Raw genomic sequence first — 25230 nt, 5'->3', positions numbered from 1 at the left:
CTCGGTTCACCACTATGCCTACGGCGACCCCGCACTGCCCCGGGTCCTGGCCACGCAGCAGGTTTCCATGCTGCACGGAGCCGCCCTGACCGACTGGAATCACAAGAGCTGACCCGGGGACCCGGGGACCCGGGGATTCCGTCGGCTGCGGACTGGCCGGCCGGGCTGACGCGGGCTGGCCACCCATGTCCGCGGCCCCGCCCCGGGTGCCGCAGGCGCTCCCCGCCGGCGGGGAATCGACCGGCTTTCGCCGACGGTCGGCGGGTCTGCTACGAAGCCGATACTGATCTCCCCGGAGTCCCTCCGGAGGAACGTGTGCGCCTGGGACAGGCGTTACGCTGGGGGCTTCCTCGACCTCGCATGCGGAGGTGCCTGCCCGGTGGCCGACAGCTTTGTTCACCTGCACAATCACACTGAATACTCGATGCTCGACGGCGCGCAGAGGCTCAAGCCGATGTTCGCCGAGGTCGCCCGCCAGGGCATGCCCGCCATCGCGATGAGCGACCACGGGAACATGTTCGGGGCGTACGAGTTCCAGCAGGTGGCGAAGGGCTTCGACACAGTCAAGCCGATCATCGGCATCGAGGCGTACGTCGCACCGTCCTCCCGCCGCGCACGCAAGCAGGAATTCTGGGGGCCCGGCGGCCAGCGCGCCATGTCGGATGACGGCGAAGGCTCCAAGGACGTCTCCGGTGGCGGCCGGTTCACCCACATGACCATGTGGGCACGGAACGTCGAGGGCCTGCGGAACCTGTTCTTCATGTCCACCGAGGCCTCGTACACCGGCCAGTTCCCGTCCGGCAAGCCCCGCATGGACATGGAACTGATCTCCGAGCACGCCAGCGGGATCATCGCCACCACCGGGTGCCCCTCGGGCGCGATCCAGACCCGGCTCCGGCTGAACCAGTACGACGAGGCGCGCGAGGTCGCCGCGGCGTACCAGGACATCTTCGGGAAGGAGAACTACTTCCTGGAGCTGATGGACCACGGCCTGGACCTCGAGCGGAACGTCCGCGGCGGACTCCTGCGGCTGGCGAAGGACCTCGGCATCCCGCTGTTGGCGACCAACGACGCCCACTACGTCCTCGAGGACCACGCGGACGCGCACGACAACCTGCTGTGCATCGGCGTGGGCAAGAACAAGGACGACCCGGGCCGGTTCCGTTTCAACGGGTCCGGCTACTACCTCAAGACCGCCGAGCAGATGCGCGAGCTCTTCTCCGAGCTCCCCGAGGCCTGCGACAACACGCTCCTGATCGCCGAGCGCATCGAGTCCTACGACGAGGTCTTCGCCGAGAAGAACGAGATGCCGGACTTCCCCGACGTACCGGAAGGGGAGACCCAGGAGTCCTGGCTGCGCAGGGACGTCATCAAGGGCCTGGAGATGCGCTACGGCTCTCCGGTCCCCGAACACGTCATGGAGCGGTTCGAGACCGAGATGAAGGTCATCGGTCCGATGGGCTTCTCCTCCTACTTCCTCGTCGTCGCGGACATCTGCAAGTACGCCCGCGACAACAAGATCCCCGTCGGCCCGGGCCGTGGATCGGCCACCGGCTCGATCGTCGCCTACGCGACGCGCATCACCGAGCTGTGCCCCCTGGAGCACGGTCTGCTGTTCGAGCGGTTCCTGAACCCCGAGCGCATCAACCCGCCGGACGTCGACCTCGACTTCGACGACCGCAAGCGCGACCAGATGGTCCGCTACGTCGTCGACAAGTACGGCGACGAGTTCACCGCGATGGTGAACACCTTCGGAAAGCTCAAGGCGAAGAACGCGATCAAGGACACCTCCCGCCTCCTGGGATATCCCTTCGCGCACGGTGAGCGGATCACGAAGGCCTGGCCGCCGGACGTGATGGGCAAGGGCATGCCGATCACCGGGCTCTTCGACTCCTCGCATCCGCGCTACAGCGAGGCCGGCGAGGCCCGCACGATGTACGAGAACGAACCGGATGTGAAGAAGGTCATCGACGGCGCCCTCGGCGTCGAGGGCCTCATCCGGAACACCGGCGTGCACGCGGCCGCCGTCATCCTCTCCAAGACCAAGCTGACCGACCGGATCCCGCTGCACATGCGGGCCAAGGACGGCGTCAAGATCACCGGCTTCGACTACCCCAGTTGCGAGAACATGGGGCTGGTCAAGATGGACTTCCTCGGGCTCCGCAACCTGGGCGTCATCGACCAGGCCATCCAGAACGTCCGCGAGAACCGCGGCCTGGACCTGTCCACCGAGACCATCCCGCTGGACGACAAGAAGACGTACGAGCTCCTCGCCAGCGGCGACACCTTCGGTGTCTTCCAGCTCGACGGCGGCGGCATGCGCACCCTGCTGAAGCTGATGGAGCCCACCCGCTTCGAGGACATCGCGGCCGCCCTCGCCCTGTACCGCCCCGGCCCGATGGCCGCGAACGCGCACACGAACTACGCGCACCGCAAGAACGGCCGCCAGGAGATCGCGCCGATCCACCCGGACCTGCGCGAACCGCTGGAGCCGATCCTCGGTACGACGTTCCACCTGCTGGTCTACCAAGAGCAGATCATGGCCATCGCCCGCCAGCTCGCCGGCTACACCCTCGGTGGCGCCGACCTGCTGCGCCGGGCCATGGGCAAGAAGAAGCCGGAAGTCCTGGCCGCCGAGTGGGACAAGTTCCACGGCGGCATGAAGGAGAACGGCTACGCCGAGGAAGCCATCAAGGCCCTGTGGGACGTCATGCTGCCGTTCTCGGGCTACGCGTTCAACAAGTCCCACACCGCCGGATACGGCCTGGTCTCGTTCTGGACGGCCTACCTCAAGGCGAACTTCCCCGCCGAGTACATGGCAGCGCTCCTGACCTCCGTCGGAGACGACAAGGACAAGGCGGCCATCTACCTCGCCGACGCCCGCAAGAGCGGCGTGAACGTGCTCCAGCCGGACATCAACGAGTCCGTCGCCGAGTTCACCGCCATCGGCGAAGACGTCCGCTTCGGCCTGAAGTCGGTACGCAACGTGGGCGAGGGCGTCATCGAGTCGCTCGTCACCTCCCGAAAGAAGCAGGGCAAGTACGCCTCCTTCGCCGACTTCCTCGACAAGTCCGAAATCGGGGCCCTGAACAAGAGGGCCGTGGAATCCCTGATCAAGGCGGGTGCCTTCGACTCCCTCGGGCACACCCGCAAGGGACTCTCCGCCGTCCACGAGGACGCGATCGACGCGATCATCCCGGTGAAGAAGGCCGAGGCGTACGGCCAGGACGACCTCTTCGCCAGCATGGGCAGCACGGACGACACCCCGGCCTTCGGCCTGGACTTCCCCATCACCGAGGAAGAGTGGCCGCGCAAGCAGCTGCTGGCCACCGAACGCGAAATGCTCGGACTGTACGTCTCCGCGCACCCGCTGGACGGCACCGAGCACATCCTGTCCCGCAACCGCGACACGACGATCACCGAAATCATGACGTCGGGCCAGGAAGGACAGGTCAAGATCGCGGGTCTGATCACGTCCGTCGACCGGAAGATGACCAAGCAGGGCAACTCCTGGGCCGCGGTCACCCTCGCCGACCGTGACGCCGCCATCGAGGTCTGCTTCTTCCCGGCCACCTACCAGCTCGTCGGCCACGCCCTGATCCCCGACAGCGTCATCTCCGTCACCGGTCGGGCCCAGGACCGGGACGGCAGCATGAACATCATCGGCTCGGAAATCGCCGAGCTGGACGTCTCGTCCGCCGAACACGGCGGAAAGCCCCCGGTCCTCCTCTCCTTCCGCTCCCACAAGATGCACGAGAAGACGGTCCGGGAACTGCGCCGCATCCTGAAGGCGCACCCCGGCGAAAGCCCCGTCCGCATGCGGGTGCAGACACCGGACAAGACCATCGTCTACGAACTCGGGTTCCTCGTGGACCCGCCTTCGGTCGCCTCCGACATCAAGGGCACCTTCGGGCCGGACGCCTGGCAGGGCGTGGCCTAGTCCCTGTGCCCCGAGAGATCGAGATCGCCCTCGACGACCTGCCGCTCTGCGCCCGATGCACGGGAGCGCCCCTGCTCACCGCCCGCTTCCCGCACGCATGGCAGAACGCCGAAGCCACTGAGGTCACCGGCATCCGCGAAGTTGCCCTCTGCCCGCAGTGCGACCGCGGCACACCGGCCGCCGACGGACTGCTGGTGTGGTTCGCCGTCGACGAGCACCTCGATCTCGCCAATGCCGTGACCTTCGCTGCCCTGACCGACGCCTGGCTGGAGGAAACACAGCAGCGCACGGTGGACCTCCAGCGCCTGGACCTGGAACTGGCACAGTGGCATGAGGGCGGTCTCTAACTGTCCTCACCGAGGAGGGGCCGAACCCGACACAGGTTCGGCCCCTCCTGGCTTCAGCGGCCACTTCCCCTCAGAGCTCTCATCCGGCACGTCACCCGGAACATCACCCGGAACGTCATCGTCGTCGCGGCGCTTGGCGTCGATGCGCGCGTCACCGTCGGGGCCCGAGCAGACGTCGATGACGGCGTAGGCGACCTCCAGGGTGAGCTTCTTGCCCCTCAACGGCTCCCAGCTCATCATGCGCAGTGCGAAGGCGGTCCGCGCGCTGGGGTTGTGGACCGCGGCCGACGCTGAGCGCCGCACCGGCCGGTTACCGTCCGGCGGGTAGCTGCTAGGCCAGCACCGGCGGCGCGATGACGCCTGCCCCCGCCGCCGCCCCCGAAGGGCTCCGAGCGCTCAAGGCGGGTGGTGCTCTGGTTGATCCTCCGGTTGACCCTCGTGGAGCGGCGCACCCACGGCATCAAGTTCATGGGTCGCAACCACGAGGGGCAGCTCTACTCCTCTCCGGCGAGACCCCCAGGCCAGGCAGACCGTACGAGAACTGCTCGTCACCCTCGGCCGGCGCAAGGAGCGGATCACCGATCTCGGCCGGATCCGTCCCGCTTTCCGCGTGCATGGAACGGCCTGCCGGGGAAGGCGTGCCGGGGACCCGTACACCCGAGAAGGGACGGACACCATGGTGCGACCGAGGATCGTGGTCGTCGGCGCGGGCTTCGCCGGCGTCGCCTGCGTACGCCGCCTGGAGCGGACGCTGTCACCCGGGGAGGCGGAGATCCTGCTGGTCACTCCGTTCTCCTACCAGCTGTACCTGCCCCTGTTGCCGCAGGTGGCCTCCGGGGTGCTCACCCCCCAGTCGGTGGCGGTGTCGCTGCGCCGCAGCCGGCGTCACCGGACACGGATCGTGCCCGGCGGGGCCGTGGGCGTCGACACCCGGGCCAAGGTCTGCGTCATCCGGAAGATCACCGGGGAGATGGTGGACCAGCCGTACGACCACCTGGTGCTCGCACCGGGCAGCGTGACCCGCACCTTCGACATCCCCGGCCTGGCGGAGCACGGCCGCGGGATGAAGACCCTGGCCGAGGCGGCCCACCTGCGCGACCACGTGATCGCCCAGCTCGACCTGGCCGACGCCGCCGCACCCGGCTCGTCGGAACGGGCCTCACGCCTCGGCTTCGTCGTGGTGGGCGGCGGCTACGCCGGCACCGAGACGGCCGCCTCCCTGGAGCGGCTCACCACCAACGCCATCGGCCGCTACCCCCGGCTGGACCGGCGCGAGATCAGCTGGCACCTCGTGGACGTGGCCCCGAAGCTGATGCCCGAACTCGGCGACCGGCTGGGCCGGGCCGCCCTGGACGTGCTGCGCCGCCGCGGCATCGAGGTCTCGCTCCGTTCCTCGGTCGCCAAGGTCGGCCCCGAGGACGTCACCCTCACCGACGGGCGGGTGCTGCCCTGCCGCACGCTCATCTGGACGGCCGGCGTCGCCGCGAGCCCGCTCATCGCGACGCTGGGCGCCGAAACCGCCAAGAGCGGCCGGCTCGTCGTCGCCGCGGACCTGCGGGTACCGGGAGCGGACGGGGCGTTCGCGCTCGGCGACGCGGCCGCCGTACCCGACCTCGCCGGCGGCGGGGACGACGCGCCATGCCCGCCCACCGCACAGCACGCCGCACGCCAGGGCCGGGTCGCCGCCGACAACGTCGTCGCCACGCTGCGGGGCACCCCGCTGCGTCCGTACGTCCACAAGGACCTCGGCCTGGTCGTGGACCTCGGCGGCCGCGACGGCGTCTCACGCCCGCTCGGCATCGACCTGCGCGGAATGCCGGCCCAAGCCGTGGCCCGCGGCTACCACTGGGCGGCGCTGCGCACCGGCGCCGCGAAGACCCGGGTGATGACGAACTGGCTCCTGAACGCCGTGGCCGGTGACGACTTCGTCCGCACCGGCTTCCAGACGTACAAACCGGGTACGCTGCGCGACTTCGAGTACACCGACCACTACCTCACCCCCCAAGAGGTACGAGCCCGCACAACAGCCGACGAAGCCTGACGATCCGGCGAGCGCTCGCGGGGGAGGGGAGCTTCCCGACCGGCGGCGGGCCCTCGCCGCGCAGCGAGGGCGGCACCGGATGGAGTGAGGGTGGTTTCGGCTGGAGAGAGCTGTGGCGTTCGTTCCGGAATCCGCCGGATCTACTATCTGTGAATGTCCTTCATTGAGCCGTCCGTGGTCCGCTCCCGCAGCGGACGGACTTTCCTGCTGCGCGAGTTGGACCTGACGGATGCCGCCATGGCTGTGGCAGTCCAGGCGGTCGGACGACGTGCGTATGCGGTCGAAGCTGACCTGATCGGCTTCAGCGAGATCCCGGCCCTGCGGGAGACCCTGCAAGAGCTGCGCGCTGAGCCGCTGCGCTGGGCCGGGGCTCTGACGGACGACGGACAACTGGCGGCGTTCGTGGCGTGGCAGCATCTGGCCCCGGGCGATGACATCGATGTTCATCGAATGTGCGTGGATCCAGCGTGGTTTCGCCAGGGACTGGCGTCGGAGCTGGTCGCGCATCTCCTGACTGAGTGGATGCCGTCCGGAGACGTACTGGTCAGCACGGGTGCCGACAACCTGCCGGCTGTTGCCCTGTACGAGCGGCTGGGGTTCTCGCGCGTGGGGACCTCGGAGCCGGCGCCTGGCCTGCGGATGGCCGAGTTCCGACTGAAGCGATGAGGCTGAGCGGTGGAAGCGGGCGAACTACTACCGGTTCACCGCCATCGATGACTGCACCCGGCTTCGGGTGGGCGGACTCGGCCGCCGGCTGCCTGTCGCAAGGCGGTCTCCAGCCGGTCGCGGGCCTCGGTCTGGGCGGCGATCCGTTGGTTGAGGACCGCCAGCCGTTCCAGCGCGACCCGCAGGCCTCCGTCCGAGGGCGGTGCCGCAGCCACATCGCCATCCAAACACGGCAGGAACACCCGCACGTCGTCCAGGGTGAGCCCGGCGGCCAGCAGATGGCGGATATTGCGGACTCGCACCACGGCCGGCTCGTCGTAGACGCGGTAGCCGTTGGAGGCCCGTTCGGAAGAGATCAGTCCGGCCTGTTCATAGTGCCGCAGCGCACGAGCGGTGGTCCCCGTTGCCCTGGCCAACTCACCGATCCGCACCCGTCCCACCTCCCGGGCCACTTCTATCACGCCACGACCGCTCCGCCGTCGACCGGGAGCACCACTCCGGTGACGAACGATGCATCCGGGGCGGCAAGCTTGGTGATCGCCCAGGCCACCTCCTCAGGGCGACCGATCCGGGCCAGCGGGGTGTGCGCCAGCTGCCACTCCCGCACTGCGGCCATCCGCTCCGGCGTCAGGCCTTGGTGCTCGCCTATGGGGGTGTCGATCGCGCCGGGGGCGACTGCCACCACCCGGATCCCGCGGGGTGCCAGCTCGACGGCCCAACTGCGGGTCAGCAGCTCCAGAGCGGTTTTGGTCGCCGCGTAGACCGAGCTACCCGGCCAAGCCCGCTGCCCCACCGATGTACTGACGTTGACGATGACCCCGCGCGACGCATCCAGGAGCGGTAGCGCGGCCTGAGCCAGCAGTATGGGGGCGACGAGGTTGGTGGCGAGCTGAGTTTCGATCATCTCTGGCCTCAGCGTGCCGAGGGCGCCGCTGCGCACGATGCCGGCGTTGTTGACCAGCACGTCCAGCCGACCGTGTGTCTCCACTACGGCCTGGAGAATCCGATCGGGCTCGCCCTCGGCGGTGATGTCGGCGGGCAGCGGTGTGATCCTGTCGTTCCCGGCAGCGGTCTCTTCGAGCGGCTCGACCCGCCGCCCGATCGCGACCACGTGGGCGCCCTCGGCGGCGAAGGCGCGGGCGACGGCCCGGCCGATCCCGGAGCCGGCTCCGGTGACGGCGACGATCCTGCTGGTCTGCGGTGCGGTGCTGTTCATACCGCTCATCGTTCAACCCTGCCGCCAGCGGCAAGGTCAAGCAGCATCTGACGGGCGGTAGTCACCACCGGTGGTCGCCGCGAACGGGCCCGCGCCTTCCCTGGAAGAGGCCGTCCAGCCACTCAACGACCCGAACACCTCCGACGGACTGGCACGGGCAAGTCCAAACTGCGTCTGGCGCTGGCAGCTTTGCCTCAGTCACGGCCCGACACAGACTGCTACGCCGGCCGGTACGGCCGCAGGCAGTTCGGCAGCCGGACGCCGGAGCTCTGCCCAGTCCTGACCTGCGGACGGTGTGCCCAGCTGAGGGCCGTGGAGACACGCAAGGGCCTCGGAACGACACACCGACGTGGCGACCGGTCGGGCAGAGCAACGAACAGGCCCAGGCTGGCTGCGTAAGTGAAATCTGGCTCTGGTCCACTTCCTGTGGAGGCTCACGGAAAGTGATGTCAGTGAGGTGTGGTGGTATGGCCTGACTCTGTCGTTGACCTGTTGAGAGGCCACCGTGATGTCCGTATATCCGTCTCTGACCCGTGCATTGGCCGAGGCTTTGGTCGGCGTCCTGTGGTTCATCGAGGGCAGTGACGACGAGGAGATGGATCCGGACAACGCCGTGAAGGTGCTGGAAGGCATCGCCCATCTGTTCACCCAGCTGTCGAGTGATCAAAGGCAGGAGTTGCTCGATCTGCTCGGGGCGATGGCCGCAGAGGAGCCCGACCCGGACCGGCGGGAGTTCCTGGAAGGGTTCCCGGAGGGTTTCGGGCTTGTTGAGGAGGCGATCTGACCGGCCCCGTCAGGAGCGGAGCAGGGCGCATTCGCGGTCCGGCAGCAAGTCCACCGGTCGCCGGGTCTCGCACGCGGCCGGGCTGCGGTGGCAGCCTCGATGCCAGCCACGAGGCGACGTGGCTCGAGATCGGTGTCGCCCGCTATTGTCCGCCAGTCGGACAGCCGTAGTCCTTGCCCACGGCATGCCGGTAGGAATCGAAGAGGGCGGCACGTGCCGTCTCGTACGTGTCCTTGCCTTGGTCCAGGAGCACATCTCGGTAGGCGTCGTTGAAACTCACGGCGACGTAGAGGCCGCCTGAGGAGCATGCGGTGACGGTGCGGCCGCTTCCTTGCGTGGCCGTCTCGTCGCGGCGCACGCCCCCGGTGATGGCGGGGTCGTTGCTGACGGTCAGGGTGATCCGGGGATCACCGGGCCCTTGGAGCATCACCTCGCAGACCCGTGTCCGTGACCCCTGGCCGGTGGCACGCGCCGTGCCGGCTTCCGCCTTCCCCTTGAAGAGGGCGGCTTCCGGCAGCCGGAAGCCCTGTGTGCCGCAGGTGTCGGCCGGGGCGGTGTCATCGACCGGACCCTGCAAGCGAGAGGGCATCTTCAGCGCGTTGCTGTCCCCGCAGCCGAGGCCCTCGGCGACGTGCTGGGCGGTGCTCACCGCGGCCCGCGCCAGCGCCGCCGGATTGCTGCGGCCCCGGGTCAGGTTCATTTCGAGCACCGGCACGTCGGCGTGCTGTGAGGCCGGCCGGACTTCCTTGGCGCAGCCCGCGGGCAGCAGCACCCATGCCTGCGTCGGGGATACCGCTCCGGTGGCCCCGCCTACGAAGTAGGAGGAGGCCGAAGCGTTCTTCCACAGGCGGGAACCGCCCAGGCCGAAATCGGCCTTGTCGAAAGAGAGCTCCGCCTGCAGCAGCGGCTGGTCGCCGCCCACGAATGTGCTGGTGCGCTGGACCTTGCACGAGAAGGAGTAATACGGATCCGATGCCTCATAGAGGCCGCTCTGCGCCAGTCTTCCGGGGCCGCCCAGCACGGCGCTCACTTCCGACGAGTTCAGGGCGTCACCGCAGAACCGATCCGGCCCCAGCATGTCGGTGTTCCACCAGGCGAGCAGCCCGCCGCCGCCCAGCAGTACGAGGGCGGCAGCCAGCCCGGCGACGATGCGGCGCCGGCGTGTACGTGGAGTCTTCGCAGACATTGGACTACTTCCGTTCTCGCAGCGCGTAGTAGGCGCTTTCCCGCCCGCTGGTGTAACTCTGCTGTGCTTCGCGCTGGGCGGCACCGACCGTGGTGTCCGACTGGTGGGTTTCGTCGCCCCAGCCCTTGAAGAAGTGGCCGAGGTCCGTCTGTGCCGCGTCGTTGCCGGAGCTGATGCGTTCCCGGGCCAGCAGGCCCTCTTCGGCGCTGACTCCCTTGAGCCATTCGTTCCAGCAGCTGTCGACCACACGCTGGGCCATGTCGCCGACGACGGGGATGCCTGTGATCGCTCCGCCGATGACGTGGTAGCCGTAAACGCGCATGTCACCGGCCGCACTGAGCTTGGCATCCCGTTCACTGAGGTGGACGTCGCCGCCGATGGCATTGATGGCGCCGTTGACCTCACCGAACTTCGCGGCACGGTTCTTCAGTGCTTCGGGGTCGGACAGGTCCTGCGTGGTGAGCTGCTCGGCCATGTACCGGCGCTCGGACTCGTGCAGGAGGAAGTAGTTCTCCGGGTCCTCGGACACTCCGCGCAGCACGCGCAGCAAGCTGCTCCTGCTGTTCTGAATCTGGGAGCGGTCGCCGTTCGCCAGCGCATCGTCCTTGCCGACCAGGTCACCGGGGCCATCGCCGGCAATGATGTCCACGATGTCGGGTGAATAGGAGGAGAGCGCCCGGGCGAGGGGACCGCGTACGTTCGCGTACTCCTCGCTCTTGAGGACGCTGTCGCCCTGGCCCTTGAGCTGCCCCTTGTCGTCCTTGCCGTTGCCGTCGCCGTAGTCGAGCAGGTTGACAGCCTCATGCATGACGCGAGCCTCGGCCTCCGGGTGCCGTCCGAACTCCGTACCGGGAGCTCCCGGCGCATGGCCGGTCGTGGCGCTCTCCAGAGCGAGCCCCAGTCCCGCCCGGACGTCCTTGTCGAAGGTGTCACTGCCGGTGTGCTCGATGTTCCCCATCCAGGACGTGGTGTCGACGTGGTTCCAGTCGCGGTCCTTTACCAGGTACTGCAGGTTGTCGTTCTTGCCGTCCGGCCCGGGATCGAGGTAGGAAGTCGTGGCCGCGGGGTCCTTGGACATGATGCCGAGGAGGCCGTCGAGCGGGTCGTTCGCGAACCAGCCCTTGTTCTTGCCGCTGAAGTCGCTCGTCAGATCCCAGACGTCAGGGTTCCCGCCACGCTTCTTGTCTTCTGCGCTGCGCATGTCGTCGGCCAGATCGTGCATGAAGGGTGCCGAGTAGCCGTCACCGTTCTGCATGAGCGTGATCAGGCTCTGGTAACCACGGACCTTCTGGCCGTGGCCGGTGCCGATCTGGGGGCTGTCGGCGATCTGCTTCAGGTCGAACTGTTGGAGTCCGGCCTGCTTCAGCTGCGCCCGGAAGTCCTGGTAGAACTTCGACTTCGGGTCCTGCATGGCGTTGGACAGCGAGCTCGCGAGACCCTTCTGCAGGTCGGCGTATCGCTGCTGGTTGCCCTTGTCGTCACCGTACGCGTGGTCGCTGAGCTTGTTGGTCAGCTTGATCGTGTTCTGCGCGCCCATCCCGTTGAGGAAGGTCTGGTTGAACTCGGTGCTCTTGGCATTGTCGCGGAAGGAGCGGTCCAGCTCGGCGTAGTCGGCTGCCGACACCTTGTCGCCGCTGTTGATACGGGTGGCGATGTCCTCGGCGTTGCGGGCCTCGTAGACCTCGATGTCGCCCTGTGCGTCGGCGTTGAAACCGTTGAGGGTTCCGTCGTTGCCCTTGCCGAAGGCGTCCTTGTTGCTGTCCACCACGACCGCCTCAAGGGCGATCTTGACCCCGTGGTCGGCTTCGGAGACGGCTTTGACCTGATCGTTGATGTGCTGCTGCCACTTGTTCACCGCGTCACGGATGGTGGTCTGGCCGTCGGGATCGTTGTGGTAAGCCCTGCGCTCGGCCTGAGTCAGCTTGGCGTAGTCGAACGCGACCGTGCCTTGCTCCGAGACGGTCATCCCCGCCTTGATCGCGTCGTCGCGCGCGGACTCGACGCGCTTCTTCAGGTCGGTGAACTGCGTATGGGCATCGCGCAGCAGGCTCGCGACCGCCTTGGCCTGGATCTGCGCGGCGGAGTACTCGTACCGCGTGGCGGCAAAGCTCGAGTGGGCGACGCCGACGCTGACGCCACTCCAGTCGGGCCCCATGGTGATCTTCTGGACACTGTCGCCGTAACGGGTCTCGACCTTCTTCAGCTCGCCCGCCATCTCGTCCCACTTGCCCGCTGCCGTCGTCAGCAGGCCCAGGTCGGTCGACATCACTTCGTGGTACGTCAGCATGGACTGCTCCCCCTTACAGACCGTTGAGCTTCGACTGGGTGCCCAGGGGGCGGAACCCGTCCCCCGTGCCGAGGTCGTTCCGTACGAACAGGCCCGAGGCGCCGCGCAGCGATCCCTTTTCAGAGCTGAGCCGGCCCATCAGGGTCTTCACCTGCTGGTCCCAGGTGTCCGCCACTTTCTTCATGCCTCCAGCCGCGTCCCAGCCGTCGAAGCCCTTGACCGCGGTGTTGGTGCTCTCGTCCGCGTGCTCCGTGGCCTTCTTGGTGTTCGGCTCCAGCTCGGTCTCGATGGTGTTGGCGGCAGACCTCTTCTGCGCCGGCGTCGACGCGAAAGTCCCCCCGCCCCCGCCGTCGGCTGCCGGAACACCGTTGAGCCGCATCGCTGCCTGATCGGCGGCCCTTGCTCTCTCGCTGCCCCACTCCTGTGCGAAGTCCCCCGACACGATCGCCCCCGTTCAACTCACGATGCATCTACCTATGCGGTGTCAAACCGCCCTTCTCCGCTGCCCCTTGCGAACCGGCGATGGCACGCGGGGCCGCGGGCGACAGCTGGGCGGGACGTCCGCGTCCGGCGCTGCGGCCACAGGATGTTCTTGATCATCTCCGTCGCTGCGCGGCAGCACATTGCCGCTGACCGGCAGTCTTCACTCACCATTCGCTGCCGGTGAAGGACACTTCGCTGCCTGGGACACCGCTGACCCCGCTGCGCGCGGCATGGTCGGCGCGCACCAGAGCTGCCGCCACCAGCAGCACACCGCACTCTCCTGGAGGCACAGGTAGCCCCCGTCTGCCCGCATGGCACCCTTGTTCCGTGTCATAGAGGCGTCGTGACCCGGGGGAAAACGTGGCTGACCAGGCAGAACCGAGCGAGCACGTGGCCGGCCTCCCCGAGCTTCTGCACGATGCCTGTCTCACGGGCCGCCGACTGACCCGCGCCGAACTGGAGGCCAGGCGAGTCAGGGGCGAACGGGCGGCGGAGGCGGGTGCGCCGGTCCGTGGGCCAGTGCGGCAGCACCTCCGTGTGGTGCAGGAGGTGCTCGCGACACTGCCCCCCGCGGCGGCAGGTTCACTGCTGGCCGTGCTGGAGCAGGCGGTGGACGCCTTCGTCGAGGGCTACGAGCGCGCCCAGCACCAGGCAGTACGCCAGGAGGAAGCCGCACGTCGGGAGTTCATCGACGACCTCCTCTACGGGCGCAGCGATCTGGGCCGGCTGGCCGAGCGTGCCGAACGATTCGGGCTGCGCCTTTCACAGGCCCATGCGGTGGCCGTGGCGATGGGCCCGGAGCCGTACGGGGACGGGTATCCGGTGGCGCGCGGGATCGAGTCGGCGGTGCTGGCCCGGTTCGCGGGCCGGCAGATCCTGCTCGCCACGAAGCACGGGCGGCTGATCTGTGTGGCTCCCGGAGACCAGCCGGATGTTCTGGCGTTCTTCGCGAAGCATGCGTACGGGGCCACCGACGGTGGCCGGGTCGCGATAGGCCGCTCCCACCCTGGTGCCGGCGGCGTGGTGCACTCCTATGAGGAGGCGCTCAACGCGCTCGATCTGGCGGAGCGGATGGGCCTGGAGGGGCCGGTGCTGCACGCTGCGGATCTGCTGGTCTACCCGGTCCTGACGCGGGACCGGCAGGCGATGGCCGACTTGGTGGAAAGTGTGCTGGGGCCGTTGCACAAGGGACGGGGCGGGGCCCGGCTGTTCATCGACACCCTCACCGCGTACTTCGACAGTGGCTGCGTGGCGACCGAGGCCGCGCGTCGCCTGTCGTTGAGCGTGCGGGCGCTGAGCTACCGCCTCGAGCGGATCCACACCCTTACGGGTGCCGACCCTGCGGACCCGGTGAACCGTTACACCCTCCAGACCGCGGTGATCGGCGCCCGCCTGCTGGGCTGGCCCGACACCGCGGCGTGAGCGCGCACCTCAGCGCGTGGAGTTCGGTCCACCCCCGCGTCGGCGGGGAGCACACTTCGCGACCTGCGACTTCTCAGCGGCTTCGCATCGCCTTTGCATGGTGAGGCGATGTGGAGGGCGTGGACATGCCTGAAGCCCACGGCGCCCGCGAGCGCAAGGGCTCCAGACGCCGACGCGGCCGACTCCGAGCCCACTGGGAGTTGCTGGCGCGGTCCAGGAAAGGCGATCGGTCCCGCACACGCTGGTGCCTGCGCTAGCCTCGTGGCACACCCATCTCCGGGAGGGCCTGATGCGGATCGTCTTCGACGAGGCGGAGCAGGACGCGCTGCGTGCCGATGCGCGCGACCTGGCTGGTGTGGATCCGCAGATTGCCTATGTGCTGGAGCGTCTGGCCGGCGAGGGCATCGATCTGGACCGGATCACTCCGTGGGAGGACCTGCGGGAGAACCTCGGTCAGCCCCCGCTGGACGACAGCGCTTCCGCTGCCGACGTGGCGTGATGGGCAAGCACGGCCCGCGGCGTGCTCGCGTCGTCTTCTACGACGTGGCTCAGGAGCAGGTCGAGCGGATGTCCGAGGTTGAGCGCGCGCGACTTGACCCGGTGCTCGTCTCCGTTTCCCGGAACCCTGAGATCGGTGTGCTGTCGAAACACGGGTCTGTTCGCGAGCACCGGCAGGAAGGGGTTCGCATCCTGTACGTACCGACCGCTCTGGGCACGCTGATCCTGGTCGCCTACGTCGAAGCGTAAATCGGCCGCCGGGCAAACCACCCCCGCGTCGGCGGGGAGCACTCCCGCTGGGTCGTCGGCCCCGTCAGTCGGGGAAGGAGAAGTAGAGCGCCTCGCTGTAGAAGGACGCGAAGTGCCTCTGCCAGTCGGCTCGGACCGAGGCCAGCCAGTCGTCGTTCTGGCCGGCGATCGCCGCCACGGCCTTGGCGACGGCGTCTGGGATGTCCTCGGACGCCAGACGCCGCACGCTCGCTGCCGGATCGTCGCCCGACATCGAGACGATCTCCCCGGTCTCCAGGACGAAGTACTTCGCCTGCTGCTTCTCGAGGTGGGCCGTTGTCCTGGCAACGCATTCGGCGAACTCGGCGTCGTCCTCCAGGCCCTTGCCGACCGCGTGCAGGAGGTCGCGCAACAGGGCTGCCCCGTCGGCATAATCCGCGGAGATGCCGATCGGAGGGTTCCAGATCATGGACGGGACGATCGCGGTCCCGTGCCCCGCCATGAGCTTGTGCGCGAGGGGGATGTCCCAGTTGTGCTCGGATATGCATCGGATCCGCTTGGGGATCTCTGCCTCGTTCGGCATCGAGTCCGCGGAGTAGAGATATGAACGGTTTGCCATGGTGGCGACGCTAACACCGGGGACCGACAACCCCGGCGCCGTCGGACTCTTGGCGCGCGGTCAGAACGTTGGGAGAGCCTCGGGCTGGGCCGGGCTGGGCCGGCCCGGGCGGGCGCCGGCCCGCTCCCGGTGCTGCAACTGGTGTGTGGTGCCCTTGGGTTCCGTACATCGCGAGGCGGAGAGCCCGACGACCACCCGATCGAGACGGCCGTTCGAGCACCCGTCCCCAGAGCACTACGACAAAAGCTACTTACGCGTCGGGGTGCACCGGCAGGGCGAGCCAGTCCGGCCAGGAGATCTCTCGGCCGAGGAAGCGCGGCTGCTCGAACGGCCAGTCGGCGGCTATCCACTGCGGCACCAGCTCGTCGAGGGCCTGCTCGACCTTGCTGCCGACCAGCTCGTCCACCACCCACCAGGAGATCTCGCCGTCCGCGCCGGCCCTCTCCGGTGGGTCGATGTAGACGCAGCCGAGCAGAGCTGTCTCCGCCGCGTCGAACAGCGCGTAGTTGAAAGACTGGTGTGCGGCGATCTCCTTCTCGTGCCGCAACAGGTCGGCCTGGTCGGCCTCGTAGGTCATGGTGGCCGCGGGCCAGCCCCAGGCTGGGCCGAAGATGGTCCACAGCCGCTCGCGCGAACCCATCACCGCCGGATAGTCGAGCGGGGTGTCCGCCTCCCGGATCGGCCGCAGGTGATGACCGCTGCCCGGCAGCGGTACCAGGACGGGATGGACGAAGTTATCGGGGAGCCAGCTCATAGCGCCCGACCGTAGCAGCGCGCGGCCGTCCCGCTCCTCTGGATTTTCCCCGTATACCGCCAGGCCCTGCTCTCATGCCGGGCAGTGCCCGCGATCACCCGATCGAGACTTCCGTTCGATCGACAGACTCCATGATCGGTATGGCAACGGCTCCAACCCTCAGTGCAGATCACCTGGGACGAAACATTGCCCGCCGATCCGGATCGGCCGCGAGGCCAAGCTGATGCCGGAGATTGTTCGGCACGCCAGCCGGGCACACCTGTCTCGCCGCAGCAAAATGACAGTTCCCTGGCATGTCCGCGACGTCATCCTGGCCGAAGTCAGCGGGACCGGCTCGGCTTGGAAAACGTGGGACCAGGAGTTCGACGAGACGTCCGCCGTGCGCGCGGCCGCCACACTCCTTGCCCCATCACAGGCATGGAGCACAGACGACGCCGCCCGCCCTTGAGTTGACCACCCGACGCAATCGTCCCGCTCGCAGAAGTTTTCGACTCGGAGCGGACGCCGTGGAGTGCGGCGTGGCGTGGAGGCGTACGCCAACGACCAGAACGGCCCCGACACCCTCATCGCGGTCTGCGCAGCCGCCGGCCTCGACCCCACGCAGCGCGTGGTGTTCCGTGAGCTCGTTGCCGACCTTGCGGGCAGCGTGCAGGTCATCCTCTCCACGCACCAGACCGAAGACCTCGCCGACCTGGATACGCCCGAAGACGTTGCCCCGGCGCAGGCGTGCGCCTTCCCACGCTCCGCTCGCTGCGCACGCGGCAGTGGCGAACGGGATCACGCAACCTCCGGGAGCTCGGCTCCCGGGCCGGCCGGCCACCGGGCTTCGCCCCGGTCGACTACCGTGAGCGTCACGCGGTCGAGTGCGGGATCAACCGTCTCAACATCCACCGTGCGGTCGCCACGCGATACGACTGTGAGAGCGAGGGGTGAAATTCCCCTCGGCCCCTCGGCCCCTCGGCCCCTCGGCGGCCCGGTGCCCAGAGCGCTCCGGGGGCAGCCGTACCACCGGGCCGCCCTCAACGGAAAGCTGGCCCCTGGCAGGTGGTGGCCGACCTGCGGCGGCGGGGCGAGCGGCGGGCGCGCCATGTGATCATTGGCAGCCCGGTCGCAGTTGCCCGATCCGTCGTGGTGCGTCACGGCCCGACCAGCCGTCTTACAGCCCTCGTCGTCATGAGGGCGAGCGAGCTGCCGGTACGGATACGGGGATGGGGAGTGGCATGCACACGGACCGATTGCGCTTCGCCGTACTGGGCGCGATACGCGCCCACCGCGGTGACACGGAGATCCGGCTGGGGCCGCCGCAGCAGCGAGCACTGCTGGCGGCGCTGCTGGTACGGGGCGGGCTCACGGTCTCGCTGGCGCAACTGATCGACGCCGTCTGGGGCGAGACGCCGCCGAACAAGGCTGTGACGACCGTCCGTACCTACGCCTGGCAGCTGCGCCGGCTGCTCGAACCGGACCCCGCCGAGCCCGTCGTACTGGTGTCGGCAGGCAGCGGCTACCGCCTCATGGTGTCCGCCGACGCGCTGGATGCCCGGCAGGCCGAGTCCCTCGTCGGCCGGGCGGCCGAAGCCCGGCGGGAAGGGCGTCCGGACGAGGCCGCGGCACTGCTCGACGAGGCACTGGCACTCTGGCAGGGCGAACCCCTGACGGGTGTGCCCGGCCGCTTCGCCGAGTCTCAGCGCAACCGGCTGGAGGAGCTGCGGCTCGCGGCCGTCGAGGAGCGGTACGACCTGGACGTGCTGCTGGGCAAGCACGCGCGCGCCATTCCGGGATTGGCCGAGATCACCGCGGCCCATCCGCTGCGGGAACGTCCGCGCGCCGTCCTCATGCGGGCGCTCTACGCGGCGGGCAGGCAGGCCGAGGCCCTCGCACTGTTCGCCGAATTCCGGCGGCTCCTCGCAGACGAGCAGGGCATCGATCCAGGACCCGAGCTTTCCGCGGTCCACCAGCGGATCCTGGCCGCGGATCCCGCGCTCGTCACCGCGACCACGGCCGACGACCGGTCGCGGGAGGGGGCCGGCGGGCGGCGCCCCGGTGCTCCGGCCGTCGCGGAGTCGGCACGGCTGCCGATTCCCGCACAGCTGCCCGCGGACATCCCCGACTTCACCGGACGCGCCCGGCAACGGGCCGCACTGTGCGCACTGCTGACCGACGACGGGCGCACCGCGCCCGTCGCGCTGGCGGTGACCGGGATGGGCGGCACCGGGAAGACCACGCTCGCGCTGCACGTCGCACACCGTGTCCGGGGGCACTACCCCGACGGACAGCTCCACGCCGACCTGCACGGCAGCGGCCCCGGATCCCCCGAGCCGGATCAGGTCCTCGCGGAGTTCCTCACCGCGCTGGGCATCCCGGCCCGTTCCATCCCGGACGGGCTCCAGGAGCGCAGCCGCCTGCTGCGCTCGGCTCTGGACGGGCGCAGGGTGCTGCTGGTGCTGGACAACGCGCGTGACGCAGCTCAGGTTCGGCATCTCCTGCCGGGCTCGGCCGGGTGCGGCGTGATCGTGACGAGCCGCTCGCTGCTGGTCGGACTGCCGCTGACCTGCCAGGTCACGGTGGACGCCTTCCAGCCGGAGGAGTCGTTGAGCCTCCTGGAAAACGTTGTCGGAAGCGGGCGGTTGGCCGCCGAGCCGTCGAGCGCGCTGGACCTGGTGTCGGCCTGCGGCCATCTTCCGCTTGCCATCCGGATCGTGGCGACCAGGCTGGCCTCGCGCCCCAGCTGGACCCTCGCCGACCTGGCCGCCCGGCTCGCCGACGAGCAGGCGCGGATCAAGGAGCTGCGGGTGGGCGGGCTGGCGATCGACGCCGCCTTCGAGGTGAGCTGCCGTCAGCTGACACCGGACCAGGCGGCGGCGTTCGGCATGCTCGCCGTCGCCGGGCCGGCCGGGATCGGCCTCGCGGCCGCCGCGGCGATGCTGGACACCGACCTCGCGGACGCGGAGGCGCTGGCGGAGGCGCTGGTGGACGCCGTGCTGCTGGAGTCACCGGCGCCCGGGCGCTACCGCTACCACGACCTGGTACGGGTCTTCGCGCTGCAGCGACTGGACCACCAGAAGGCCGACGCCGCCCTCGGCAGACTGCTCGGCTTCCTGCTGGCCACCGCGCGCAACGCCTTCGAGCTCGCGGTGCCGGGCGATCCGGCGGGCGACGCCCTCGGGGCGGCCGACGGCCCGGCGGGCCTGGCGTTCGCCGACGTCGAAGCCGCCCGCGTCTGGGTCGGCTACGAATTCGACGCCGTCATCGCCGCCGTGCAGTGTGCCGTGGAACGTCCCGGAGACGGAGGCGACCGGCTGTGCACGGCCGCCAATCTCCTGCTGGCGGTCAGCCCGTTCGGTCAGCCCGCGACGAGCGGCGCGGCATCGGTCGCGCGCAGGCTCGCGGCGGCCGCGGAGCGCAACGGCGACCTGGCGGCAGCTGCGCGGGCCCGGCTGATGTGCAGCAGCACCGCCCTGCAGACCGCGCGCCCTGCCGAAGCAGAGGAACACGCCCGCCTGGCCGTCGCCGCGAGCCGGAGCATCGGCGACACCATCATCCTGCGGCAGGCCCTCAACGACCTGGGCCTCGCCGTGCAGTTCCAGCGCCGCTTCGATGAGGCCGTCGTCTGCTACGACGAGGCCATCACGCTCGCCCGGCGCCTTGGGCACCGTTCCGGTGAGGCTGCCACGACCATCAACGCGGCCCTGGCCCGAGTACGCAGCGGCCGGGCCGCGGAGGCGGCGGCGATCTGCGAGTCGGCGCTGGCCACGGCTCGGGAACTGGCAGACCGGGAGGGCGAGGCCTACGCCCTCTACGTGTGGGGGCTGGCCCTGCACGAGCAGCGGCGCTACGCGGAGGCCGTCTCCCGCTACACGGCCTGCCTGGACGTCTGCCGCACGGCAGGGCTGCGGCAGCGCGAGGCGCACGCCTGGTACCGGCTCGCCGACACCCTGTGCCAGGTCGGCCGGCACGCCGAGGCCGCCCGGCACGCCGCGGACGCGGTCGAGCGGTGCGAGGAACTCGGGGCGCTGCGCGACAAGGCGCACGCCCTGACGGTCCTCGGCCGGGCCTGGATCGGACTCGGCCGGACCGACACCGCGCGCGCCCATCTGGAGCAGGCTCGGTCCCTGTTCATCGCCCTCCAGCTGCCCGACGCGGCCGATGTCGGCTGGATCCTCGACACCCTGGACGCCCGCGTGCCGCTCGGCTGAGCGGCATGCGGGCGTCCACGGTCACGCGGGCGTGCTCGTCACCGCTCCGTGCAGACCTTGCACTCCGAACCGGTGCTGTTCCAGTCCGGGTCCCCCGAGCCCGCCAGGGTCCGCTCGTCCTGCCGGACGTGGGACCCGGCGGGTGCGTCGGCGGCGGTCAGGGCGCCCGCGGCCGTACCGGTGAGCGCCACGAAGGCGGCTGCCACCGCGGCAGTCCTGGCCAGCCGTAGGCCCGAGTTGCTGCTGAAGATCACGTGCGTCCCTTTCCACGGGCGTGCCCGGCACGTGCGGGCCGAGGAAACGCCAGCCGCCGGGTACGTCTTGTTCCACGGGACATCCTGCTCGACGACGATCTACATACGATCTAAGCGCAGGTCGCAGGGGGTGTCAGTGCTCCGCAGCCCGATTTCTCGGGGTGGCCCGGCGCACGGTGCGGGGCCGCGGCCGAATTCACTGTAGATCGGCTGTCGATCTCCCGCGCCTAGCTTCGTTGTCATCCGGACCGGGCGGCCATCGCCTCAGCCCGCCGGATCCGTGAACCACACGACGGAGACGACGGAGGAGCGAATTTGAGCGCGTTGCGCAGCACGGACGTCCCACGGCCGTTCAACACCCACATGCACCGTGTGGTGGAGCCCGTCGCGGCACTGCCGGCCGGCTCCCGTGTGCTCGACGCCGGCTGCGGAAGCGGTTCGGTCGCCCGCTGGCTCGCCGAGCACGCGGGGCACCACGTCCTCGGGATCGACGTCGAGCTGGCCGCGGACGTCGCGACAGACGGCGGCGAACCGCTGCCCGGCGGCGGATCGGTCGAGCTGCGCCGAGCAGACCTGCTCTCGCTCGCTCAGGACCGGCCGTTCGACGCGGTCCTGCTACTCGGAGTGCTGCACTACGCCGGTGGACCCGACACGGTCCACCGCATGCTGCTGGCCGCCGATGCCCTCACCGCCCCCGGTGGGCCGCTGGCCGTGAGCTGGATCTGCGACGAGGTCCCGCTGACCTACGAAGAGGCGTACCTGCCGAGCCGCACCCTGGTCGGCGACGCGTTGGCCGGGCTGGGCCGCGGCCCCCGCGAGGTCTGGCACCGCGATCTGACCCATGCGCACGGCGGGAGCCCCGAGCACGAACACCGCATCGTGTACGGCGTCTGGCAGCGCGGCTGACGCGGCCGCCTCCCGCCCGTCCGCTCCGTTCTCCGGCCCCGTGGCTCACCGCCCCGGCCCACAGACTCCCACCGCGACCGGCGGTGGGCGAACCGTCCGGACCACCCGTCCGGGCGTCCCGATCGAAAGGGGAATTCCCATGTCCGAGACCCTGGTGGAGCGCGCTCCGCAGACCGTTGTGCGCGCCGCGCTGATCCAGAACGGCAACGACCCGAAGTACTACAGCCAGGACGGCGTTTCCCTGGTGGAGCGTGCCCCGGAGAGCGTCGTGCGCGCCGCGCTGATCCAGAACGGCAACGACCCGAAGTACTACAGCCAGGACGGCATCGGTCGCTGACCCACCCGGGCCGTGCCGCCGTGCCCGCACTGGCGCGGCGGCACGGCCTGCCCCTGGACCCATCGCACACGAGGAGTGCTCCACCACCGTGACCATCGAAGCGCCGGCGGGCGCATCACAGACCTACGCACCGCATCCGCAACTGCTGGTGTACCCCCTGGCGTTCTCCGGTGACGAGCGCGTCATGGTGGCCGAGACCAGCTCCGCGAGGGCTCCCCTCGTACTGCGCGACCCGCGCGTCGCACACGCCATCAGTCTGCTCCCGGACAGCGGCACCCGCGAGGTGATCACCGGGCTCTGGCGGGCCGAGGGGAACCTGGCCCCGATCGCCGACGAGCTGTGGGCGACCCTGGTCGCCGAGGACGTGCTGGTCCCCGCGGCACAGGCCGCCGCCGCTGACGCATGGCGGGCCTACGACTGGGACGAGGCGTACCGGTTCCACGCCTCCACCCGCGACTACCCCTTCCTGCAGATGGACACCGATGGTGCCTTCGACGCGGACGACGCGCGCATGGAGGAGTACATCGCCGTCAGCGCGCCGCCGCCGATCACCATGGACATGCCCGCCGCCGGCTCCGTGCCGCTGCGCAAGGTGGGCGAGGACGAGTCCGCCGACGCCCTGCTCGCCGCGATGTCCCCGCAGCAGCGGCGCGGCCCCGAAGGGCTGTCGCTGTTGATGGACGTCTGCTTCGGCGAGCGCACCCGGCGTCCGTTCGCGGTCCAGGGCGAGTTCCTGCGCAAGGCGGTGCCTTCCGGCGGCGCCCGTCACCCCACCGAGGCGTTCGTGGCGCTCTTCCCGGGCAGCGGGGTGGAACCGGGTGTGTATCACTACAACGTGGCGCACCACCGGCTCGATCTGCTGCGGGCCGGGGACCACTCGGCCGACTTCCGCGAGGCGAGCTTCGACCTCTTCGACAAGTTCCACTCCGAGCCGTTCGGGCTGATCGTCTTCTCCTCGCTGGTGGAACGGGCCATGTGGCGCTACCGCGACGCCCGGTCGGCCCGCGCGCCGTTCATCGACGTCGGCCACACGCTGATGGCGTACCGCACCGTGATCCAGCGGCTCGGCGTCGGCGGCTACACGTACCAGAAGTTCAGTGACGAACGCATCGCCTCGCTGCTCGGCATCAATGTCGAACGGATGACACCCCTCTTCCTCGGGACCCTCGTATGAGCACGCCTCAGACCACGGACACCACGGCCCCGGCTCCGGCCCGGCTCGTCTCCTCCCCCTTCTTCTTCGCGCACGAGCGCCGCGGCGACCAGCTCAGCGCGCTCGGTCTCGCGGCCCGCGAACGGCTGCGGACCGTGGGGGCCCGCGCCTGGGAACTCCTCTACTTCCACCTCGAAGCGCGCACCGGGTCCGAGGCGGCGGCCGCCGGATTCGGCCCGGCCGAACGGGAACAGGCACTGGCGGCAGGCCTGCTGGTCGACGCGGACGCCACCGCCACCGAGGACATGTTCCGCTGGGAGGAGCAGCGCTGGTCGCGCGCCGCCTATCTGCTCTACTCCCAGCAGGACCTGCCCTACGTGGAGCCCGTCGGCCGCGGTGAGAAGCTGACCGCGCTGTCCGACTTCCGGCGTGGCCAGATCGCCGGGTTCCAGTCGGCCCAGGGATATCCGGAGCGCTTCCGGATCGACCCCGTCCACGAGATCGCGCTGCCGACACCGGACGAGCCGATCACCTACAGCCTGGACTCCATGCTCGGGCGCCGCAGCGTCCGCAAGTTCGCGGACGAGCCCGTCACCGCCGAGACGCTCGGTGCCGTGCTGTACCACGCGACGGCCAACGTCCGGATGGCCGAGGAGTCCAAGGCCTCCGGCGACCCGTACTTCCTGCTCAACTCCTTCTACACCTGGCTGCACGTCTACGTGGTGGTGCAGGGCGTCGAGGGCGTGCCGCGCGGGGTGTACCAGTACGACGCCGTCCGCAACACCCTGCTGGCCACGGGCGGGGAGCCGACCGACGAGGAGGTCGCGGCCACGATCCAGGGGCAGAACTGGATCGGCGGCGGCGGTGTCAGCCTCTTCGTCACCGTGCAGTGGGACCGCTACCAGTGGCTGTACCGCCACTCGCGCGCCTACCTCAACCTCCTCATCCAGATGGGCGAGTTCGCGCAGGAGGTGTTGCAGGCGGCATACCAGCTCGGGCTCGCGGGATGGCTGACGCCGGCCATCGCCGAGAGCCGCGCCGCCTCGCTGCTGGGTCTGGACGGTGTGGCCAGCGACGCCGACGCCATGTACTACCTGAAGCTGGGGTACACCAAGTGAGGGGGGCGGACGAGGGGACCACCGGCGTCCGCCTGTGGCCGGCCGAGGGCGCCGAGCGGCCGGGCGAGCCGCCCCGCGCCGTGCGGTTCGCCTCCGGCGGATCCTCCGGCACGCTGCTGCACCGGGTACAGGAACTCACCGGCGGCAAGGCGCGGCTGATCCGGGACGTCACCATCGGCATGCCGGGCGACACCGACATCGAACTCGTGGCCGAGCACGGAGATTTCTGGTTCCACACCGATGCGGCGTTCCTGCCCGTGCCGCCCCGCTGGATGGCCATAGCCGTCGTGGAGGCGGACGGCGGCGGCGGGCTCGACCTGCTGCCCGTCGAGCACATCGACCCGGAACCGCTCGCCGCGCGGGCTTCCTATCTGACCGTCGAGGGCGTTCAGGTCGCACCGATTCTCGAACAATTGCCCGACGGACAGGGTCCGCTGTTGCGCTACCGGCGCGACCGCATGATCGCGGTCGACGACAGCGCCGCTGTCGAGGCGGCTCACCGGGCCGTCGAGGCGGCGGCCGACCAGGTCGTCACGGTCGGCGAGCTGGCGCCGGGCGAAGTGCTGCTCGTCGACAACTGGACGATGCTGCACCGCCGCCGGCCGTTCAACGGCCGCAGGGTGATCCGCAGGCTCTGGTTCGACGCCATGACCTGACGTCCGTACCGGCCACGCGCAGTACCCCCGTGGCCGGTCCCGACCCCCATCCCCCGAGGGGCCTCGCGGCGGGAGGACCGGAGCCTTCCCGTCCTCCCGCCGCATCGGCGTTCCGCACGATGTCTTCTTGTCCTTTCCCTCC

At 69.6% G+C, this 25230-nt stretch carries 23 protein-coding genes; 14 read left to right on the top strand and 9 right to left on the bottom strand.

Annotated features, from left to right (window positions below):
• Positions 1 to 379 precede the first annotated feature (379 nt).
• Both dnaE and ADK52_RS22755 read left to right on the top strand, forming a co-directional pair.
• Entirely contained in the window at positions 380 to 3940 is a 3561-nt protein-coding gene (dnaE, locus tag ADK52_RS22760; protein WP_053691693.1) for a DNA polymerase III subunit alpha, read from the top strand.
• Between the two features lie 5 nt (positions 3941 to 3945).
• Positions 3946 to 4287 (top strand): DUF6300 family protein, encoded by a 342-nt coding sequence (locus tag ADK52_RS22755; RefSeq protein WP_053691692.1) that lies wholly within the window; start codon positions 3946 to 3948, stop codon positions 4285 to 4287.
• Positions 4288 to 4293: 6 nt separating this feature from the next.
• Here the strand turns inward: ADK52_RS22755 and ADK52_RS22750 are convergent, their stop codons facing one another.
• A complete protein-coding gene (locus ADK52_RS22750; protein ID WP_159046006.1) occupies positions 4294 to 4527 on the bottom strand; it encodes a hypothetical protein in 234 nt (77 codons plus the stop codon).
• A 436-nt stretch (positions 4528 to 4963) separates the two neighbouring features.
• Here ADK52_RS22750 and ADK52_RS22745 point away from each other — a divergent pair, with 436 nt between their 5' ends.
• Together ADK52_RS22745 and ADK52_RS22740 are read left to right on the top strand one after the other, a co-directional pair.
• Entirely contained in the window at positions 4964 to 6328 is a 1365-nt protein-coding gene (locus ADK52_RS22745) for an NAD(P)/FAD-dependent oxidoreductase (protein ID WP_053691690.1), read from the top strand.
• A gap of 153 nt (positions 6329 to 6481) precedes the next feature.
• Positions 6482 to 6994: a GNAT family N-acetyltransferase gene (locus ADK52_RS22740; protein WP_053691689.1), complete on the top strand. Its 513-nt coding sequence runs from the start codon at positions 6482 to 6484 to the stop codon at positions 6992 to 6994.
• Between the two features lie 35 nt (positions 6995 to 7029).
• Here the strand turns inward: ADK52_RS22740 and ADK52_RS22735 are convergent, their stop codons facing one another.
• Together ADK52_RS22735 and ADK52_RS22730 are read right to left on the bottom strand one after the other, a co-directional pair.
• Entirely contained in the window at positions 7030 to 7425 is a 396-nt protein-coding gene (locus ADK52_RS22735; protein WP_199828537.1) for a MerR family transcriptional regulator, read from the bottom strand.
• A gap of 26 nt (positions 7426 to 7451) precedes the next feature.
• Positions 7452 to 8219, bottom strand: a complete 768-nt coding sequence (locus ADK52_RS22730) for an SDR family NAD(P)-dependent oxidoreductase (protein ID WP_053691687.1) — start codon at positions 8217 to 8219, stop codon at positions 7452 to 7454.
• 499 nt (positions 8220 to 8718) lie between these two features.
• Here ADK52_RS22730 and ADK52_RS22725 point away from each other — a divergent pair, with 499 nt between their 5' ends.
• On the top strand, positions 8719 to 8994 hold the full coding sequence (locus ADK52_RS22725) for a hypothetical protein (RefSeq protein ID WP_053691713.1): 276 nt from the start codon (positions 8719 to 8721) through the stop codon (positions 8992 to 8994).
• A 142-nt stretch (positions 8995 to 9136) separates the two neighbouring features.
• On the opposite strand, the gene ADK52_RS22720 is transcribed toward ADK52_RS22725, so the two are convergent.
• From ADK52_RS22720 to ADK52_RS22710, 3 genes are read right to left on the bottom strand one after another with little or no spacing between them, the layout of a single operon-like run.
• Positions 9137 to 10180 (bottom strand): hypothetical protein, encoded by a 1044-nt coding sequence (locus tag ADK52_RS22720; protein ID WP_053691686.1) that lies wholly within the window; start codon positions 10178 to 10180, stop codon positions 9137 to 9139.
• A 4-nt stretch (positions 10181 to 10184) separates the two neighbouring features.
• Positions 10185 to 12467 (bottom strand): hypothetical protein, encoded by a 2283-nt coding sequence (locus ADK52_RS22715; protein WP_107090149.1) that lies wholly within the window; start codon positions 12465 to 12467, stop codon positions 10185 to 10187.
• 13 nt (positions 12468 to 12480) lie between these two features.
• Positions 12481 to 12846: a hypothetical protein gene (locus tag ADK52_RS22710; protein ID WP_063783914.1), complete on the bottom strand. Its 366-nt coding sequence runs from the start codon at positions 12844 to 12846 to the stop codon at positions 12481 to 12483.
• Positions 12847 to 13310: 464 nt separating this feature from the next.
• Between ADK52_RS22710 and ADK52_RS22705 the strand changes: the two genes are divergently transcribed.
• The 3 genes from ADK52_RS22705 (at position 13311) to ADK52_RS22695 (ending at position 15119) form a co-directional block, all read left to right on the top strand.
• Positions 13311 to 14372, top strand: coding sequence for a PucR family transcriptional regulator (locus ADK52_RS22705; protein WP_053691684.1), 1062 nt, complete (start codon positions 13311 to 13313; stop codon positions 14370 to 14372).
• 289 nt (positions 14373 to 14661) lie between these two features.
• Positions 14662 to 14871, top strand: a complete 210-nt coding sequence (locus ADK52_RS22700) for a hypothetical protein (protein ID WP_147420140.1) — start codon at positions 14662 to 14664, stop codon at positions 14869 to 14871.
• On the top strand, positions 14871 to 15119 hold the full coding sequence (locus ADK52_RS22695; RefSeq protein ID WP_063783916.1) for a hypothetical protein: 249 nt from the start codon (positions 14871 to 14873) through the stop codon (positions 15117 to 15119). Before ADK52_RS22700 ends, ADK52_RS22695 begins: the two co-directional genes overlap by 1 nt.
• Before the next feature lie 64 nt (positions 15120 to 15183).
• Here ADK52_RS22695 and ADK52_RS22690 read toward each other — a convergent pair whose 3' ends face one another.
• The gene (locus ADK52_RS22690; RefSeq protein ID WP_053691711.1) at positions 15184 to 15717 is read right to left on the bottom strand and encodes a hypothetical protein; all 534 of its coding nucleotides are present in this window, start codon (positions 15715 to 15717) and stop codon (positions 15184 to 15186) included.
• Positions 15718 to 15967: 250 nt separating this feature from the next.
• On the bottom strand, positions 15968 to 16471 hold the full coding sequence (locus ADK52_RS22685; RefSeq protein ID WP_053691681.1) for a hypothetical protein: 504 nt from the start codon (positions 16469 to 16471) through the stop codon (positions 15968 to 15970).
• 1220 nt (positions 16472 to 17691) lie between these two features.
• Here ADK52_RS22685 and ADK52_RS22680 point away from each other — a divergent pair.
• Complete coding sequence (locus ADK52_RS22680) at positions 17692 to 20664, top strand: AfsR/SARP family transcriptional regulator (RefSeq protein WP_078988528.1); 2973 nt, start codon at positions 17692 to 17694, stop codon at positions 20662 to 20664.
• A gap of 38 nt (positions 20665 to 20702) precedes the next feature.
• On the opposite strand, the gene ADK52_RS42500 is transcribed toward ADK52_RS22680, so the two are convergent.
• Positions 20703 to 20918 (bottom strand): hypothetical protein, encoded by a 216-nt coding sequence (locus ADK52_RS42500; RefSeq protein ID WP_119097892.1) that lies wholly within the window; start codon positions 20916 to 20918, stop codon positions 20703 to 20705.
• 315 nt (positions 20919 to 21233) lie between these two features.
• Here ADK52_RS42500 and ADK52_RS22675 point away from each other — a divergent pair, with 315 nt between their 5' ends.
• The 5 genes from ADK52_RS22675 to ADK52_RS22655 all read left to right on the top strand — a co-directional run bounded on the left by ADK52_RS22675 (position 21234) and on the right by ADK52_RS22655 (position 25088).
• On the top strand, positions 21234 to 21824 hold the full coding sequence (locus tag ADK52_RS22675) for a class I SAM-dependent methyltransferase (RefSeq protein ID WP_147420139.1): 591 nt from the start codon (positions 21234 to 21236) through the stop codon (positions 21822 to 21824).
• A 139-nt stretch (positions 21825 to 21963) separates the two neighbouring features.
• Positions 21964 to 22161, top strand: a complete 198-nt coding sequence (locus tag ADK52_RS22670; protein ID WP_030871150.1) for a hypothetical protein — start codon at positions 21964 to 21966, stop codon at positions 22159 to 22161.
• 88 nt (positions 22162 to 22249) lie between these two features.
• Entirely contained in the window at positions 22250 to 23335 is a 1086-nt protein-coding gene (locus ADK52_RS22665) for a SagB/ThcOx family dehydrogenase (RefSeq protein WP_053691679.1), read from the top strand.
• Positions 23332 to 24432, top strand: coding sequence for a SagB/ThcOx family dehydrogenase (locus ADK52_RS22660; RefSeq protein WP_053691678.1), 1101 nt, complete (start codon positions 23332 to 23334; stop codon positions 24430 to 24432). The genes ADK52_RS22665 and ADK52_RS22660 overlap by 4 nt, the downstream gene beginning before the upstream one ends.
• The gene (locus tag ADK52_RS22655) at positions 24429 to 25088 is read left to right on the top strand and encodes a TauD/TfdA family dioxygenase (RefSeq protein ID WP_053691677.1); all 660 of its coding nucleotides are present in this window, start codon (positions 24429 to 24431) and stop codon (positions 25086 to 25088) included. Before ADK52_RS22660 ends, ADK52_RS22655 begins: the two co-directional genes overlap by 4 nt.
• Positions 25089 to 25230: the final 142 nt, after the last annotated feature.

It is taken from the genome of Streptomyces sp. WM6372 (assembly GCF_001279655.1).
In the GTDB taxonomy this organism is placed as follows: domain Bacteria; phylum Actinomycetota; class Actinomycetes; order Streptomycetales; family Streptomycetaceae; genus Streptomyces.
Note: the sequence above shows the minus strand (reverse complement) of the source record. Positions and strands in the feature narration are given on the sequence as shown.

Excerpts from the sequence above, each read along its gene's own strand:
- ADK52_RS22690 (WP_053691711.1), bottom strand. The coding sequence starts at position 15,717 with ATGGCAAACCGTTCATATCTCTACTCCGCGGACTCGATGCCGAACGAG.
- ADK52_RS22680 (WP_078988528.1), top strand. The coding sequence starts at position 17,692 with ATGCACACGGACCGATTGCGCTTCGCCGTACTGGGCGCGATACGCGCC.
- ADK52_RS22725 (WP_053691713.1), top strand. The coding sequence starts at position 8,719 with ATGTCCGTATATCCGTCTCTGACCCGTGCATTGGCCGAGGCTTTGGTC.
- ADK52_RS22750 (WP_159046006.1), bottom strand. The coding sequence starts at position 4,527 with ATGATGAGCTGGGAGCCGTTGAGGGGCAAGAAGCTCACCCTGGAGGTC.
- ADK52_RS22720 (WP_053691686.1), bottom strand. The coding sequence starts at position 10,180 with ATGTCTGCGAAGACTCCACGTACACGCCGGCGCCGCATCGTCGCCGGG.
- ADK52_RS22670 (WP_030871150.1), top strand. The coding sequence starts at position 21,964 with ATGTCCGAGACCCTGGTGGAGCGCGCTCCGCAGACCGTTGTGCGCGCC.
- ADK52_RS22740 (WP_053691689.1), top strand. The coding sequence starts at position 6,482 with ATGTCCTTCATTGAGCCGTCCGTGGTCCGCTCCCGCAGCGGACGGACT.
- ADK52_RS22745 (WP_053691690.1), top strand. The coding sequence starts at position 4,964 with ATGGTGCGACCGAGGATCGTGGTCGTCGGCGCGGGCTTCGCCGGCGTC.
- ADK52_RS22730 (WP_053691687.1), bottom strand. The coding sequence starts at position 8,219 with ATGAGCGGTATGAACAGCACCGCACCGCAGACCAGCAGGATCGTCGCC.
- ADK52_RS22710 (WP_063783914.1), bottom strand. The coding sequence starts at position 12,846 with ATGCGGCTCAACGGTGTTCCGGCAGCCGACGGCGGGGGCGGGGGGACT.
- ADK52_RS22685 (WP_053691681.1), bottom strand. The coding sequence starts at position 16,471 with ATGAGCTGGCTCCCCGATAACTTCGTCCATCCCGTCCTGGTACCGCTG.
- ADK52_RS22715 (WP_107090149.1), bottom strand. The coding sequence starts at position 12,467 with ATGCTGACGTACCACGAAGTGATGTCGACCGACCTGGGCCTGCTGACG.
- ADK52_RS22700 (WP_147420140.1), top strand. The coding sequence starts at position 14,662 with ATGCGGATCGTCTTCGACGAGGCGGAGCAGGACGCGCTGCGTGCCGAT.
- ADK52_RS22695 (WP_063783916.1), top strand. The coding sequence starts at position 14,871 with ATGGGCAAGCACGGCCCGCGGCGTGCTCGCGTCGTCTTCTACGACGTG.
- ADK52_RS22660 (WP_053691678.1), top strand. The coding sequence starts at position 23,332 with ATGAGCACGCCTCAGACCACGGACACCACGGCCCCGGCTCCGGCCCGG.